Below are 15,089 nucleotides of genomic sequence, written 5' to 3'. Positions count from 1 at the left end.
GCGGACGGTCGGCGGCTCCGACATCGGAGTCGGCTCCGGCTCCGGAGTCGGCTCCGGCTCCGGCTCCGGGCCCGGGCGCCGTTGAGCGGCCGATCGAGGGCCGGCTCCCTTCGGGGGGCCGGCCCTCGGTGCGTTCCGGGGCCCGGCGCATACAGGAGTCGGCCTCGGGCCACCGCGTCCGCCGCCGTCAGGCCACCGCGTCCGCGTCCGCTTCCGGGGGCGTGGCCAGCGTCGCGACCTCGTCCAGCGAGAGCCCGAGCGTCCCGGCCAGCGCGGCGACCGTGAAGAACGCCGGTGTCGGGGCCCGGCCGGTCTCGATCTTGCGCAGCGTCTCGGCGGACAGTCCCGCCCCCGCCGCCACCTCGACCATGCTCCGCTCGCCGCGCGCCGCCCGCAGCAGCGCACCCAGCCGCTCGCCACGCTCGCGTTCCCAGGGGGTCAGTGGAGTTCGCACCATGCCCGTGATACTAATACCGGTAAACAAATACCGGTATTAATTTACCGGCTGCCGTTCGGCATGCCCCCACATGCCCCTTTCTCTTCGACCGGCCGCCCCTGCCCTCGGGGCGCCACTGCCCGGAGGTGGCACTGCTCATGGTGGAGATCAAAACGGATGCCTCGCTGGATGCGATGCGCGTGGCCGGACGGGTCGTCGCCGATGCGCTCGCGGCGGTACGCGCGGCGGCCGCCCCCGGAGTGCGACTGCGTGAGCTGGACGAGGTCGCCCGTACGGTCCTGCGCGAGGCCGGGGCCACCTCTCCGTTCCTCGGCTACCGCCCCTCCTTCGCCGGCACGCCGTTTCCCGCCGTCATCTGCGCCTCCGTCAACGACGCGATCGTGCACGGCGTCCCGGACGACTACCGGCTGTGCGACGGCGACCTGGTGAGCATCGACTGCGGCGCGGTGGTGGACGGCTGGGCGGGCGACGCGGCGGTCAGCTTCTGCGTCGGCACCGCCCGGCCCGAGGACGTACGACTGATGGACGTCACCCGGCGCGCACTGGAGGCGGGCATCGCCGCCGCCGTGCCCGGCGCACGGATAGGCGACATCTCGCACGCCATCGGCAGCATCGGACGGGCGGCCGGATACGGCATCCCCGAGGACTTCGGCGGCCACGGCATCGGCCGCCGCATGCACGAGGACCCGCCCGTCCCCAACGACGGCCGCCCCGGCCGGGGCCTCGTCCTGCGCCACGGCATGGCGCTCGCCATCGAGCCCATGCTGCTGACCGGCGGCCGGAACGCGTACTACGTGGCGGAGGACGGCTGGACGCTGCGCACGTCGGACGGCACCCGCGCCGCGCACTTCGAGCACACCGTCGCGATCACGGAGGACGGACCACGCGTGCTGACGATGCCGTGAGCGCAAGCCGTCCACCTGTCGGCGGGGCACGGCAGCGGGCAGGGCAGCGGGGCGCGGCAGCGGGGCACGCCCTTCACCCACTGCTTCCCGTCGGCGCGCGCGGCGGCGGGGCACGGCCTTGCTGCCCCCCCGGCCGGCCCGTCGGTCCGGCCCGTCCGTCCAGCCCTCCCGACCGGCGTGACACCATCAATGACGTGATCGACCTCGGCTACTCCCTCTCCCGGCGTTTTCCGGACCCCCCGCAGCTGGACTACCGGACCGCGGATGTGCACGCCCTGCGCCACGACCTCTTCTGCGGTGACGTCTATATCGCCGATACCGAGACGGACCGCGAGGTGTCGACGGCCTGGGGCTGGGTGCCCGTGCTCGACTTCGCCTGGGCGCTGTGCGACATCGTCGAGCGGCTCGACAGCGACCCCCGCGGCAGTCGCTCGGCCCGTCCGATCCACGCCGAGCTGGACTTCACCGAGTCCACCGACCGGATGCTCTTTGAACGCCGCTTCGGGTGGGTGGACATCGCCGCCGACTGGATGCCGGTCGACGAGGCGCCGCTCACCGTCAACCACGCCGCGCTGCGCCGCGAAGCCCGCGACTTTCTGCACGATCTGATCGCCGATCTCATCGATCTGCATGACGGCCTCGGCGACAACCCGGCCATCTGGGACCTCCAGGCCCGCTTCCCCCGCATCTGATCCCCACCGCCCGCGGGGCCTCGCCCCGGGCTACTCCACCCGTACGCCTATCTGCGCCGCGAACGCCGGGGCCAGATCGAGGAGTTGGGCCGCGCTGATCACCGCACCCGACAGCCGGTCGATCCCCCGCGCGATGTCCACCGCGGCAGCGCCCCGCAGGTCGACGTCCTTCATCCGCACCTCGGTGAGATCCAGCCGCGCGAGGGTGCAGTCGTCGAACGTCACCCGCTCCAGCTCCGCGCCCGAGAAATCCGCCTCGACCAGCACGCACCCCTCGAAGGCGACATCCCGCAGCTTCGCCCCGCGCAGATTCGGGAAGTCGATCTTCCCGCCGCGCACCACGACCCGCTCCAGCACCGCACCGTGCAGCTGTACCCCGCCGAGCCGGGCGTCGGTCACCTCCACATCGCGCAGCGACGCCTGCGAGAGGTCCGTGCCGACACCGCGCACCCCGCTCAGCACACTGTCGATGAACCGGGCCCGGCCGAGCACCGTCTCGTCCAGCGCGCACCGCCGCAGCGCGCAGTCCAGGAATCTCGCACCGTGCGCCGTCTGCCCCGCCCAGTCGGCATCGAGGAACTCCAGCCCGTCGTAGTCCCCTTCGGACTCCAGCGGCCCGCCGTCGTACGGCCGCAGCTCCGGCAGCCGCACCTCGGGCCGCCGCACCGCCCGTACCGTCGTCGTCCCCTTACCGCGCCCTGCCATGCGATCACCGCCTCTCGTCGCCGGTCACGTCACCCACGTCACCTCACCACGCGTCACGTCACCACTTGTCGCGTCACTGCTCGTCACGCCTGCACGCCCCATCGTGAACCACGCCACTGACAATCGCTTCGGCCTGTGGATAACCCTCGCGCCGCGGCGAGGAGTCGAGCCCGGGCAATCCGAGCGACGAGAAGTAGACATCCCCGGGCCGCGGCACGGAGTCCGGCGGGCCCCGGGGCCGAGAGCCTCTACCGCACCACCGCCAGCGCCCGGTCCGTGTCGTTCAGCCGCCGTCCGCCCGACTCCGTGCACGTCACGATGTCCTCGATCCGCACCCCGAACCGCCCCGGCAGATAGATGCCCGGTTCGATCGAGAAACACATCCCCGCCACCAGGGGCAGATGCTCGCCCTCCACCAGGTACGGCGGCTCATGGGTGGTCACCCCGATGCCGTGTCCGGTGCGGTGGATGAAGTACTCGCCGTACCCCGCCGCCTTGATGACCCTCCTGGCCACCCGGTCGATGTCCTGGCACGCGACCCCGGGCCGCACCGCCTCGAACGCGGCCTGCTGCGCCTCGCGCACGATGTCGTGCACCTTGCGCTCCTCGGCGCTCGGTTCCCCCACGTGCACGGTGCGCGTGGTGTCCGACCCGTAACCGTCCTTGAGGCCGCCGAAGTCCAGCACCACCATGTCGCCGTCCTCGATGACGCGCTCCCCCGCCTCATGGTGCGGATTGGCGCCATTGGGGCCGGACCCCACGACCGTGAAATCCACCTGACTGTGCCCGTGCTCGATCAGCAGCCGCGCGAGATCCTCCGCCACCTCGCTCTCCCGCCGGCCGGCGAACCGTACGCCCAGAATCTTCTCGTACGTCGCATCCGCGGCCGCCCCGGCCGCCGCCAGCCGCGCCACCTCGTGCGCATCCTTGACGGCGCGCAGCATCGGCATCACCTCCGTCAGCGCCCGGTACGCGCTATCGGGCAGCGCCCGCTGGAGACCCAGCAGATGCAGGGCCCATGTCGCGTCCGACACCCCGTAACGCCCCTCCGGCTCCAGCCACTTGGCCAGCAGCTCATACGGGTTCGTACCGTCGGTCCACCCCACCACATCCATCGCGTCCGCCCCGGCCGCCCGTTCCGCATCGGGCTGCTCCAGTACGGGCACCAACAGCCGCGGCGGCCGCCCCGGGGCGATCACCAGGGCGGTCAGCCGCTCCGTGGCCGCCGGGGGCTGATAGCCGCACAGCCACACCAGATCCGGGCCCGGCGTCACGATCAGCCCCGCCAGTCCGAAATGGGCGGCGGCCCGTGATGCCCGTTCCATGCGCCGCTCGTGGTCATCCCGCGTCATAGAAGTCACCATGGCGGCGAATCTACGCCGCGACACCCGCTACATCCCGCCCATATCCCGTCCGCCGCCACCCCTTCGCCACCCCATCACCCAAGCGCCGAGGCGGCTGCCGGAGATCGGCACGGACGCCGCTCCGGCGCCGCCCGGAACGCCTCCTCCGGGGGCAGCGGAGGGGGCGCGGTCTACCGGTCGGCGAACAGCGTGCGCAGATGCCTGCCGTTGAGGATCGCGACGACGCCTGTCAGGACCAGACCGCAGACGCCCTGCTCGATCTTCAGCCACAAGGGGAAGGGGCCGGGGAGCACGATGATCACCGCGATGACCAGCACCATCGCCGCCGAGATGATCCGCATCCGGTGATACGCCGGGCGGGAGCCGCGGGCCGCGCGGACGGCGCACACGAACATCACGACCGCGCTGACGACGACGAGGGTGCCACGGATCCAAACGGCGTCGTTCACCGCGGCGGCATCGCCGCGCAGCAGGACGATGGCCACGAGGGTGAGCACGCTGAGGCCGAGATAGCCGGAGACCAGCCGCCGCACGCCGCGGAACGCCGTCCGGCTGCGCGGATGGTCCAGGGCCGGATCTGGGGTGTGCTGCATGGGGAGCCTCTCTCCTCGATGTCGGGTGGGCGACCGCGGCGGGGCGCCGATCGCGTCGGGATACCGACCGCGACGCGCGGGCATGCGCCGGTCGCTCCGAATGCACCGGTCGCTCCGGGTGCACCGGTCGCTTCGGATCTGCGGACCGGTGCCTGAAGCGTGCGGGAGAAGGGCCCCGCACCGCGTCGCCGCGGGGTTGGAACTGCGTCCGGGCCGAGTTCTCTCACCGGGGTTGGCGCCTCGTCCACCCTGGGTTTGAGGCGTCTCGTCAACCCCTGGGCCGATGCCGGACGGGCCCGGCGGCCCTACCGTTCGTCCCATGACCACCACACCCGTGACCGCTGCGACCCTCGCCACGCTGCGCACCACGCGGGCGCGGCAGGAGTCGGTGCTGCGCTGGCTGCGTCCGCTGGCGCCGTTCGTCATGGCCGTGGTGGCCTGGACCGCCTTCCATGCCCACCCGGGCCCGGGAGTTGAGGGTCGCGGGCTGGCCGTCTCGGGGGCCCTGGGCGGGTTCGTCCTCGGCGGGCTGGGGTCGCTGGCCACGCTACGGCGCGCCGGCCGGATCCACCTCGCGTGCGTCGGCGTCCTGATAGCCGCGTCGACGGCGCTGGTGTGGCTGCAACCGGACGGGGCGGGCGTCGCCGGGATCTTCGTCGGCGTGTCCCTCCTCGCGCCCGTCGTGCGCGGACACCTCTGGGTCCCCCTGACCGTCGTCACCCTCGTGTTCCTGGGCGTGACCATGGCCGCGGGTCACGACGGCTCGGTCGCCTCCGCGCTGCTCAACGCCATCATGCTCGGCGCCTTCTACGGAATGCTGTTCCTGGCCCTGCGGCTCGGCGAGGCCAACCGGCTTGCCGGACAGCTGCTTTCCGAGCTGGAGCAGAGCCGGGCGGCGGAGGCGCGGGCGGCGGGGCTGGCGGAGCGCCAGCGGCTCGCCCGGGAGATGCACGATGTGCTCGCGCACTCCCTCTCCGGGCTGATGCTCCAGCTTGAGGCCGCCCGGATGCTGGCGTCCGAGGACCCGGGTGACCCCCGCCTCCCCGATGCCGTCGATCGCGCCCACCACCTGGGCAAGTCCGGGCTGGAAGAAGCCCGTCGGGCGATCGGCATGCTCCGTGACGACGCCCTGCCCGGCCCCGAACGGCTCGCCGGACTGGCGGCCCGGTTCCAGCAGGACCGGGACATACCCTGCCGCCTCACCGTCACCGGAGAGGCATACGAACTCGGCTCCGAGGCACGCCTCGCGCTCTACCGGGTCGCCCAGGAAGCCCTGACCAACATCGGCAAGCATGCGCACCCGGAGTGGGTCGAGCTGCACCTCGTCTACGCACCGTCCGCCGCCCGTCTGACGGTCGAGGACTTCACAGTCGGCGGCGCACGGCCGGGCCCGGCCGCCACCCCGGTCCCGGAGCGAGCCCCCAAGGACAGTGGAGGCTACGGCCTGACCGGCATGCGCGAGCGGGCCGAACTCCTCGGCGGCATGCTCACCACCGCGGCCACCGACCGTGGCTTCCGCGTCGAGCTGGAGGTGCCCCGATGAGCCGGCCGATCCGTGTCCTGATCGCCGATGACCAGCGCGTCGTCCGGGAGGGGCTGACGCTGGTGCTCGGGCTCCTGCCCGACGTCGACGTCGTCGGCGCCGCCTCCGACGGGGCCGAGGCCGTCGCCCTCGCCGAGGACCTGCACCCCGACATCGTCCTGATGGATCTGCGGATGCCCCGCTGCGACGGCGTCGAGGCCACCCGTCTGCTGCACGAACGCGCCCCCGGCACCAGGGTCGTCGTCCTCACCACCTACTCCGACGACCGCTCCGTGATCGACGCGCTCCGCGCCGGGGCCCGCGGCTATCTCACCAAGGACACCGGCGGGGCGGAGATCCGCCAGGCCCTCCGGCGCGTCCTCGACGACCAGGCGGCGATCGATCCGGCCGTCCAGCACCACCTCATCGACGCCATCGCCGGCGCGCCCCCGGCGCCCCGCCCGCTGTCCCGCCCCCCACTCCCCGCCGGACTCACCCCCAGGGAGGCCGAGGTACTGTCCCTCATAGCCGCCGGCCTCTCCAACACCGAGATCGCCGCCCGCCTCGTCGTCAGCGAAGGCACCGTCAAAAGCCACATCAACCGCCTCCTCCCCAAAATCGAGGCCCGCGACCGCGCCCAGGCCGTCGCCTACGCCTACCGACAGGGCCTTGTCTGATACGGCCGCGTTCAGTGGGCCGTCAGCGGACGACTTCACGCCGAAGTGGCTGCCCAAGCCGAGGGCGAGGCCGATGGCGTTGTGCATGTGGGCGTACATCTCCATACCGCGGGCGGCAATGAGGTTGCCGAGGTCGAGGATGTCGGTCCAGCCGTAGGACGCCGGCAGATCGGTGACGGTCCGTTCAAGGACTTGACGACCTTCACATCCGGCAGGGCGCGCTGGATCCGCTCGGCGAGGCTGTCCGTGTCGCAGGGATCCAGCTTCGGCATGACGCCCCAGGGGGTGGGCCAGGGGTGCTCCATTTCGGCGCCGTAGAGGTAGGGGACGGCGTAGTCGACGAGGGTCTTGCCGGCGAGCCGGTCGGCGATGGCGGTCAGGGCGGTGACGGCGTTGAACGAGTCGCGCCGCAGCATCGCCGCCGACCTGCTCTTCGCGCTGGCCGCCGACGGCCACCTCGCCCGAGGCGGTCGCCGCGGCGGCTGGACCAGCAACCAGCACGCCTGGACCCTCGCCCCTCACAGCCCGGTAAGGGCGTAAGAAAAAGGCCAGGTCAGCTGCTACCTGACCTGGACCTCCTCAGAGCCCCCTGTCGGATTCGAACCGACGACCTTCGCTTTACAAGAGCGGCGCTCTGACCAGCTGAGCTAAGGAGGCGTGCGTGAAGCAGTGTACCCAGGCGTTGCGGATGCCCGTCGCCCTATATCCGTGAGCGGTGCCGCCGGTCGCGGGCATGATCGTCGGGAGGGCGGAGAATATTCGTGGCCGCAGGCTACTGACAGCGGGCCGTGTCGCGGGTAGCGTCACGGCAAGTCCACCGTGGTGGACTACACCACTCCTTTTACTCGGATCGTCCGGCACGTTCCTGCCGGTGAAGGGACTTATCACCATGGCTACGGTCACCTACGACCAGGCAACCCGTATTTACCCGGGTTCCGACAAGCCCGCCGTCGACAAGCTCGACATCGCCATCGAGGACGGCGAATTCCTCGTCCTCGTCGGCCCCTCCGGATGCGGCAAGTCCACCTCGCTGCGGATGCTCGCGGGGCTGGAGGACGTCGACGGAGGCGCCATCCGCATCGGGGACCGCGATGTCACCCACCTGCCGCCCAAGGACCGGGACATCGCGATGGTGTTCCAGAACTACGCCCTGTACCCGCATATGACGGTCGCCGACAACATGGGCTTTGCGCTCAAGATCGCCGGTGTGCCGAAGGCGGAGATCCGGCAGAAGGTCGAGGACGCGGCGAAGATTCTCGACCTGACGGAGTACCTGGGGCGTAAGCCCAAGGCGCTCTCCGGTGGCCAGCGGCAGCGGGTCGCCATGGGCCGGGCCATCGTCCGGGAGCCGCAGGTGTTCCTGATGGACGAGCCGCTGTCCAACCTGGACGCCAAGCTGCGCGTGCAGACCCGTACGCAGATCGCGGGGCTCCAGCGGCGCCTGGGGATCACGACGGTGTACGTCACGCACGACCAGGTCGAGGCCATGACGATGGGCGACCGGGTGGCCGTCCTCAAGGACGGTCTGCTCCAGCAGATCGACTCGCCGCGGAACATGTACGACCGGCCGGCGAACCTGTTCGTGGCCGGGTTCATCGGCTCGCCGGCGATGAACCTGGTCGAGGTGCCGATCACCGACGGCGGGGTGAAGTTCGGCAACAGCGTGGTGCCGGTGAGCCGGGAGGCGCTGGCCGCGGCCGCCGATAAGGGCGACCGTACGGTGACCGTGGGCGTGCGGCCCGAGCACTTCGAGATCGTCGAGCAGAACGGGGCCGCGGCGAAGTCGCTGTCCAAGGAGGCGGCGGACGCCCCGGCGGGCCTGGCCATCACGGTCAACGTCGTCGAGGAACTCGGCGCGGACGGCTACGTCTACGGCACCGCGGAGGTCGGCGGCGAGGTCAAGGACCTGGTCGTACGGGTCAACGGCCGCCAGGTCCCGGAGAAGGGCACCCAGCTGCACGTCGTGCCGATGCCGGGTGAGACGCATGTGTTCTCCACCTCGTCCGGGGAGCGGCTCAGCGACTGACCGGCAGCGGTGAGCGAGGCGACGGCGGCGACGCCCGGGGGCGTACCCCGGGGGCGCCGCCGTCGTCCGCATCACGGCCGCCGGTGACGCACCCCGGCGGCGCACCCCTGCGGCCCCGCCACCGCGCCCTCGTACCGGAACGTGACGAACCGGCGCCTGTGCCCCGCAGCCGGGTCCGCTACACCCGCCACGCCGTCAACTGCGCCCAAATAACCCGGCAGAACGGGCTTTTCGGACCGATGCGTCAACCCCGTAACAGCACCGACGAGCCATTTCATCCCTCGATAGGGTGACCAAATGTCGCCAAATCATCACTCCTCGCTACCATCGCGACCGTGAACTCCGCAGCCCGCCGCATCGGCCGAACCCTCGCCCTTGTCCTGCCCGTCGTCCTCGTACTCTCCGGGACTCTCGCGGTCACCCGCGTCCCGTGGGCGTCGACGTCGACCGCATCGCAGATGCTGACCGCGTCCACCGGGAGGGCCACCACCAAGGCCGGCCCGCTGGCCCGTAAGGCGCCGCAGGACGTCCTTCGCGACCACCTCCTGATGGACCTCCAGCGCAGGAACCCCAGTGTCGCCCTCACCCACCTCCAGGAGGCAGTGAACGCCCGGCCCTCGCTGGCCAAGCACTGTGCGTCCATCGCCCGCGCCCTCGGTGAGGCCGCGGTCACCAAGTACGGAGCCCCGCACCTCGCTCAGAAATACTCCCGCCCTGTCTGCGACACCTCCTACGCCACGGGTGTGCTCGACGGTGTCGCCGACGGCCAGTGATCCCGGCCCGCACCGCATAGGGTGCGCACCATGGCAGACGCCCCGCACCCGTACCCCACGCAGGCCGTGGTCCTGGCCGGCGGTCAGGGTTCGCGTCTGCGCCCGTATACCGACGACCGGCCCAAGCCGATGGTCGAGATTCCCGGGACCGGGAGCCCGATCATCGGCCATCAGCTGAACTGGCTGGCCGAAGAGGGCGTCACCGACGTCGTCATCTCTTGCGGCCATTTCGCCGAGGTGCTCCAGGACTGGCTGGCGAGCGCCCAACTGCCCCTGCGCGTCACGACCATTGTCGAGACCGAACCGCTGGGCCGCGGCGGCGGACTCAAATACGCCGCCGCCTCCCTCCCCCGCCCCGAAGAGCCCTGGTACGCCACCAACGGCGACATCTGGACCCGCTTCCCGCTCCGTGAGATGGCCGCCTTCCACCACGAGCGCGACGCCGAGGCCACCCTCGCGCTGGCCCGTCCGCGGATCCCCTGGGGCGTCGTGGAGACCGACGCCTTCGGGCACGTTCTGGACTTCATCGAGGCCCCGCCGTCCCCGTATCTCATCAATGCGGGCGTCTACGCCTTCTCGGCGGCCTTCCGGGACCTGCTGCCCGCCCGTGGCGACCACGAGCGCACCACCTTCCCGCGGCTGGCCCGCGAACGCCGTCTGGCCGGCTATCCGCTGCCGCACGGCGCCTACTGGCGCGCCATCGACACCGCCAAGGACCTCGCCGAGGCCGCCAAGGACCTGGGTGTGCACGGGCGTTGAGGACCCGGCGCGGGCATTGAGGCCCCCGCAGGGGCATATTGAGCCCCCCGCACGGGTGTTGAGGCCCCTGCACGGGCGTTGAGGCCCCCGACGCCCGCAGGCTCCCGCCCTCCCCTCCGGTACCCCCGGGTCCGGTACCCGGCGCCCGTACACACGACTGTCCCCGACCACCCATCTCGCAGGTGATCGGGGACAGCCGTACGGCCCGGACGGGGATCAGCCCAGCAGCCCGCCCAGCGTGCTGCCGCGGCTGGAGTCGCTCTGGGTGTCCGAGGAGTTGCTCGTCCCGCCGGTGGTGCCGCCGCCCGTGCCGCCGGAGCTCGGCGTGCCGTCGCTGGGCGACGAGGAGCGGGACGGGGTGGTCCGCCGCGGCGGGCCGCTGGTGGTCGCACCGCCGGGCTGGGCGCCGCTGGTCGTGCCCGCCGTGGGCAGGGTCGAGGCGGACGGCCGGCCGTGGCCCGCCCGCTGCGAGGCGTCGGCGGAGGGCCTGCCGTGGTGGCGGAGGAGGCCGTTGCCGAGGTGGTGACGGCCGGGCCGGGTGGTCTTCTTGCCGGGGCTGGGCAGCGGCGAACCGGGCAGGTTGTTGATCGCGGGCTCGCCGGGCCGCGGCACCGGTGCGACCGTCGTGGACCGTACGGCGCCGCCGAGCAGCGACCCGATCAGCAGGGTCAGCCCGGCCACGACAGCGGTCATCACGGCGCCGCGCCGCAGCACCCGGCGCCGCAGCTCACCGACCTCGACCCGCGGGCCGAGCCGCCGCCATGCCTCGCCGGCCAGCCGCCCGTCCATCGAGTACACCGGGGCGCCCGCGATGATCAGCGGGCTCCAGGCGGCGAGGTAGATGATGTCGGGCGCGTCGTACGCCGGGACCGTGCGCCAGCTGACGGTCATCAGCAGCGCCGCCGAGAGCAGCGCGCCGATCGAGGCGGCGAGGCGCTGCCACAGTCCGCAGATGGTCAGGACGCCGACGACAACCTGGAGGAAGGCGACGGTCAGACCGGCGCCGACGGGGTGCGAGACGGCGAAGTCGCGCAGCGGCACCGCCAGCTCCCACGGGGCAAGTGACAGCAGCCACTTGACCATCGAGCCCCGCTCCCCACCGTCGAAGTAGACGGGGTCGCAGAGCTTGCCCATCCCGGCGTAGACCGAGATCAGGCCGAGGAAGATGCGCAGCGGCAGGAGGACGACGCCGAGGTTCATCCGGCGGCCCGGGTAATAGGCGTGGCGTACGGAATCGGCGCCGCGCCGCCGGGTGTCGTAGGCGTTGCGGGCCTCGAAGCGGCCGTCGTCGTGCCCGTCGTCGTAGCCGTCGTCGTAGTGGTCGTCGCCGTGGTCGTCGGTGCGGTCGCCGTCGCCGTGGGCCTTGTCGGCGAAGGCGCTGCCGACGGGGCGGACGCCGCGCAGCAGGGCGGTGTCGGATTCCAGGGGGCTGCGCTGGCCGACCACGGTCGAGGCGCGGCCCTCGTCGACGCGGATCCGCGGCAGGACCTGGGTCGCGCCGACGTCCTCGGTCGGGCCGCTGTCCAGGCCGATGCCCGCGTTGCGCACCGCGTGCAGGAGTTGGGTGGTGGCGCCGGCCGTGCCGCCCGGTGCCGTACGGCCGCTCCACACCACGGGCGCCCGTCGTCTGGCGGGGGCGGCCGATCCCCGGATGACGGGGATGCGGGTGGTATCGACCATGGCGTCGTCCGCCACGGGCGCGGCGAGCTGCACACGGAAGCTGGCGTGGTTGACAATGACCTGCGCGGGATCGCACGGCACCTTGACCGAGCTCAGGACGGGCTCGTCATCGAAGCCCTGCGAGCGTCCCCCCGTAGGCGTGCGGGGTGTTCTGGTGTCCACGCTCATCTAACCGAGTGACCCGCGGTTAAGACACTGCCTTGACCGGTCCTCTCTGTCCGAGACGCGTCAAAAGACCGGGTGGTGGGCGCGCGCGGCGTGCGGCGGCTGCGCCGAACCGGTGAACGGCGTACGCAGGGTCAGGCTCTGCCCCGGGCCTTCGGCTCCGGGCCCCGGACTGCGGGCGCTCGGCCGCGGCCCGGGGCGGGCGCACGGGTCAGGCGCGGCGGCGCGCCGCCTCCCACAGGACGACGCCGGCCGCGACACCGGCGTTCAGCGACTCCGCACCGCCCGGCATCGGGATCCGCACGCGCAGATCGCAGGTCTCGCCGACCAGCCGCGACAGACCCTTGCCCTCGCTGCCGACGACGATGACGACCGGGCCGTCCAGGACCTCCAGGTCCTGAAGCTCCGTGTCGCCGTCCGCGGCCAGGCCGACGACCGTGAGACCGGCCTTCTGGTACGACTCCAGGGCGCGGGTCAGGTTGGTGGCACGGGCCACCGGGGTACGGGCGGCGGTGCCCGCCGAGGTCTTCCAGGCACCGGCCGTCATCCCGGCAGCGCGGCGCTCGGGCACGACCACACCGTGGCCGCCGAAGGCGGAGACGGAGCGGACGACGGCGCCGAGGTTGCGCGGGTCGGTGACGCCGTCCAGCGCGACGATCAGCGGGTCCTCGCCCGCGTCGAAGGCGGCCGCGGCGAGGTCCTCGGGGTGCGCGTAGTCGTACGGCGGGATCTGGGCGACCAGGCCCTGGTGGTTGAGCCCGTTGGTCATCCGGTCCAGTTCGGGACGCGGCGCCTCCAGGAGGTTCATCCCACGGTCGGCGGCGAGCTGCAACGCCTCGCGCACGCGCTCGTCGCTGTCGATGAACTGCTGGACGTAGAGCGTCGTGGCCGGCACGCCCTCGCGCAGCGCCTCGACGACCGGGTTGCGGCCGACGACCAGCTCCGCGGTGCCCTTGGCGCCGCCGCGGCGCGGGGCCGGGCGCTTGGCGGCCTGCTTGGCCTTGGCGTTGGCCACGCGGTTCTTGACGTGTCCCTTGCGCGCGGAGGCGGGCGGCGTGGGGCCCTTGCCCTCCAGGCCCCGGCGCCGCTTACCGCCACTGCCGACCTGGGCGCCCTTCTTGTTGGACGTGCGGCGGTTCCTGCGCTGGCTGTTGCCGGCCATGGGTCACCTGTTTCTTCACTGCTCTCGACGTCTCGCGACGTGGAGTGGATACGTACGTATGGACTGAGTGTCGCCCGCGGCCACCGGGAAGGGCGAATCCGGGTGGCCGGGCACGGGCGCGAGCGGGGTCAGGACAGCGACCAGCGCGGGCCGGACGGGGTGTCCTCGATGGCGAGGCCGGACTGCTGGATCTGGTCGCGGATGGCGTCGGCGGTGGCGTAGTCCTTGCGCGCGCGGGCCGACTGCCGCTGGTCCAGGACGAGGCGTACGAGGGAGTCCACGACGCCGTGCAGATCTTGGGTGCGGTCGGTGCCGCCGCCCGACCAGCGCTCGTCGAGCGGGTCCAGGCCGAGCACCCCGAGCATCGCCCGCAGCTCGGCGAGGCGGGCCACCGCCGCTTCCTTGTCGTCGGCGGTGAGCGCGGAATTACCCTGCCGGACGGTAGTGTGCACGATCGCCATCGCCTGCGGCACGCCCAGGTCGTCGTCCATTGCCTCGGCGAACGCCGGCGGCACCTCGGCCGCCGGCTCGACCACGCCGGCCTTCTCGACGACCCGCTGGATGAAGCCCTCGATCCGCGCGAAGGCCGCCTCCGCCTCGCGCAGCGCGTCCTCGCTGTACTCGATCATCGAGCGGTAGTGCGGGGTACCGAGGTAGTAGCGCAGCACGATGGGGCGCCACTGCTTGACCATCTCGCTGACCAGCAGGGAGTTGCCCAGCGACTTGGACATCTTCTCGCCGCTCATAGTCACCCAGGCGTTGTGCGTCCAGTACTGCGCGAACCCGTCGCCGAACGCCTTGGCCTGCGCGATCTCGTTCTCGTGGTGCGGGAAGATCAGGTCGATGCCGCCGCCGTGGATGTCGAACGCCTCGCCCAGGTACTTGTGGGCCATCGCCGAGCACTCCAGGTGCCAGCCGGGCCGGCCGCGGCCCCAGGGGGTCTCCCAGCTGGGCTCGCCCTCCTTGGCCGCCTTCCACATCGCGAAGTCGCGCGGATCCCGCTTGCCGCTCTCGCCCTCGCCGGACGGCTGCTTGAGGTGGTCCAGGTCTTGGTTGGACAGCGACAGATAGCCGGGGAAGGAGCGCACGTCGAAGTAGACGTTGCCGTCGGCGGCGTACGCATGCCCGCGCTCGATCAGACCGCGCATCATCTCGATCATCTCGGGGACGTGGCCGGTGGCGCGCGGTTCATACGTCGGACGCAGGCATCCCAGCACGTCGTACGCCGTGTTGAAGGCGACCTCGTTCTCGTAGCCGAGCGACCACCACGGGCGGCCCTGCTCGGCCGACTTCGCGATGATCTTGTCGTCGATGTCCGTCACATTGCGCACGAATGTCACGTCGTAGCCGCGGTGGGCGAACCAGCGGCGCATGATGTCGAAATTCAGTCCCGACCGGATGTGCCCGATGTGCGGGGCGGCCTGCACGGTGGCACCACACAGGTAGATCGAGACACAGCCCGGCGTGAGCGGGATGAAATCGCGAATCTGCCGGGCGCTGGTGTCGTACAGGCGAATGGTCACGGAACCAGGGTAGTCGGAAGCAGGCAGTGCCCCGTGACCCGTGGGCCGCGGGGTCACACAACCGTGACACTCGCCCGATTCGCCGG

General features: G+C 71.8%; 15 protein-coding genes, 1 tRNA gene and 1 pseudogene. 8 read left to right on the top strand and 9 right to left on the bottom strand.

The window, feature by feature from the left end; all coding sequences use genetic code 11:
• Positions 1-187: 187 nt before the first annotated feature.
• Positions 188-457 carry a helix-turn-helix domain-containing protein gene (locus tag B1H19_RS24415; RefSeq protein ID WP_083106913.1) on the bottom strand — a complete coding sequence of 90 codons (270 nt, stop codon included), beginning with the start codon at positions 455-457 and terminating at the stop codon, positions 188-190.
• Between the two features lie 137 nt (positions 458-594).
• Here B1H19_RS24415 and map point away from each other — a divergent pair, with 137 nt between their 5' ends.
• Together map and B1H19_RS24405 are read left to right on the top strand one after the other, a co-directional pair.
• A complete protein-coding gene (gene map / locus B1H19_RS24410; protein ID WP_083109843.1) occupies positions 595-1,362 on the top strand; it encodes a type I methionyl aminopeptidase in 768 nt (255 codons plus the stop codon).
• A gap of 194 nt (positions 1,363-1,556) precedes the next feature.
• The gene (locus B1H19_RS24405; protein WP_083106912.1) at positions 1,557-2,054 is read left to right on the top strand and encodes a hypothetical protein; all 498 of its coding nucleotides are present in this window, start codon (positions 1,557-1,559) and stop codon (positions 2,052-2,054) included.
• A gap of 30 nt (positions 2,055-2,084) precedes the next feature.
• On the opposite strand, the gene B1H19_RS24400 is transcribed toward B1H19_RS24405, so the two are convergent.
• From B1H19_RS24400 to B1H19_RS24390, 3 genes are all read right to left on the bottom strand, one after another.
• A complete protein-coding gene (locus tag B1H19_RS24400) occupies positions 2,085-2,759 on the bottom strand; it encodes a pentapeptide repeat-containing protein (RefSeq protein ID WP_083106911.1) in 675 nt (224 codons plus the stop codon).
• Positions 2,760-3,007: 248 nt separating this feature from the next.
• Positions 3,008-4,111 carry an aminopeptidase P family protein gene (locus tag B1H19_RS24395; protein WP_083106910.1) on the bottom strand — a complete coding sequence of 368 codons (1,104 nt, stop codon included), beginning with the start codon at positions 4,109-4,111 and terminating at the stop codon, positions 3,008-3,010.
• A gap of 182 nt (positions 4,112-4,293) precedes the next feature.
• Positions 4,294-4,716 (bottom strand): hypothetical protein, encoded by a 423-nt coding sequence (locus B1H19_RS24390; RefSeq protein ID WP_083106909.1) that lies wholly within the window; start codon positions 4,714-4,716, stop codon positions 4,294-4,296.
• 319 nt (positions 4,717-5,035) lie between these two features.
• On the opposite strand from B1H19_RS24390, the gene B1H19_RS24385 reads away from it, so the two are divergent.
• Together B1H19_RS24385 and B1H19_RS24380 are read left to right on the top strand one after the other, a co-directional pair.
• Positions 5,036-6,259 carry a sensor histidine kinase gene (locus B1H19_RS24385; RefSeq protein WP_083106908.1) on the top strand — a complete coding sequence of 408 codons (1,224 nt, stop codon included), beginning with the start codon at positions 5,036-5,038 and terminating at the stop codon, positions 6,257-6,259.
• Positions 6,256-6,915, top strand: a complete 660-nt coding sequence (locus B1H19_RS24380; protein WP_083106907.1) for a response regulator — start codon at positions 6,256-6,258, stop codon at positions 6,913-6,915. The genes B1H19_RS24385 and B1H19_RS24380 overlap by 4 nt, the downstream gene beginning before the upstream one ends.
• Positions 6,916-6,948: 33 nt before the next feature.
• Here B1H19_RS24380 and B1H19_RS24375 read toward each other — a convergent pair.
• A pseudogene (locus B1H19_RS24375) lies at positions 6,949-7,319 on the bottom strand (NAD(P)-binding domain-containing protein); the annotation flags it as partial.
• On the opposite strand from B1H19_RS24375, the gene B1H19_RS38830 reads away from it, so the two are divergent.
• Positions 7,309-7,455, top strand: a complete 147-nt coding sequence (locus B1H19_RS38830; RefSeq protein WP_203237216.1) for a hypothetical protein — start codon at positions 7,309-7,311, stop codon at positions 7,453-7,455. The pseudogene B1H19_RS24375 and the gene B1H19_RS38830 sit on opposite strands and share 11 nt — an antisense overlap.
• 43 nt (positions 7,456-7,498) lie before the next feature.
• On the opposite strand, the gene B1H19_RS24370 is transcribed toward B1H19_RS38830, so the two are convergent.
• Positions 7,499-7,572: transfer RNA gene (locus B1H19_RS24370), tRNA-Thr, on the bottom strand.
• Positions 7,573-7,804: 232 nt separating this feature from the next.
• On the opposite strand from B1H19_RS24370, the gene B1H19_RS24365 reads away from it, so the two are divergent.
• The 3 genes from B1H19_RS24365 to B1H19_RS24355 all read left to right on the top strand — a co-directional run bounded on the left by B1H19_RS24365 (position 7,805) and on the right by B1H19_RS24355 (position 10,473).
• On the top strand, positions 7,805-8,941 hold the full coding sequence (locus B1H19_RS24365; RefSeq protein ID WP_083106906.1) for an ABC transporter ATP-binding protein: 1,137 nt from the start codon (positions 7,805-7,807) through the stop codon (positions 8,939-8,941).
• A gap of 335 nt (positions 8,942-9,276) precedes the next feature.
• Positions 9,277-9,714 carry a hypothetical protein gene (locus B1H19_RS24360; protein ID WP_083106905.1) on the top strand — a complete coding sequence of 146 codons (438 nt, stop codon included), beginning with the start codon at positions 9,277-9,279 and terminating at the stop codon, positions 9,712-9,714.
• Between the two features lie 30 nt (positions 9,715-9,744).
• On the top strand, positions 9,745-10,473 hold the full coding sequence (locus B1H19_RS24355; RefSeq protein WP_083106904.1) for a nucleotidyltransferase family protein: 729 nt from the start codon (positions 9,745-9,747) through the stop codon (positions 10,471-10,473).
• A 216-nt stretch (positions 10,474-10,689) separates the two neighbouring features.
• On the opposite strand, the gene B1H19_RS24350 is transcribed toward B1H19_RS24355, so the two are convergent.
• The 3 genes from B1H19_RS24350 to cysS form a co-directional block, all read right to left on the bottom strand.
• Positions 10,690-12,321: a DoxX family protein gene (locus tag B1H19_RS24350; RefSeq protein WP_083106903.1), complete on the bottom strand. Its 1,632-nt coding sequence runs from the start codon at positions 12,319-12,321 to the stop codon at positions 10,690-10,692.
• Between the two features lie 208 nt (positions 12,322-12,529).
• The gene (gene rlmB, locus B1H19_RS24345) at positions 12,530-13,480 is read right to left on the bottom strand and encodes a 23S rRNA (guanosine(2251)-2'-O)-methyltransferase RlmB (RefSeq protein ID WP_083106902.1); all 951 of its coding nucleotides are present in this window, start codon (positions 13,478-13,480) and stop codon (positions 12,530-12,532) included.
• Positions 13,481-13,608: 128 nt separating this feature from the next.
• Entirely contained in the window at positions 13,609-15,003 is a 1,395-nt protein-coding gene (gene cysS, locus B1H19_RS24340; RefSeq protein ID WP_083106901.1) for a cysteine--tRNA ligase, read from the bottom strand.
• Between the last annotated feature and the right edge of the window lie 86 nt (positions 15,004-15,089).

This window comes from Streptomyces gilvosporeus (assembly GCF_002082195.1).
GTDB classification, from domain to species: domain Bacteria; phylum Actinomycetota; class Actinomycetes; order Streptomycetales; family Streptomycetaceae; genus Streptomyces; species Streptomyces gilvosporeus.
Note: the sequence above shows the minus strand (reverse complement) of the source record. Positions and strands in the feature narration are given on the sequence as shown.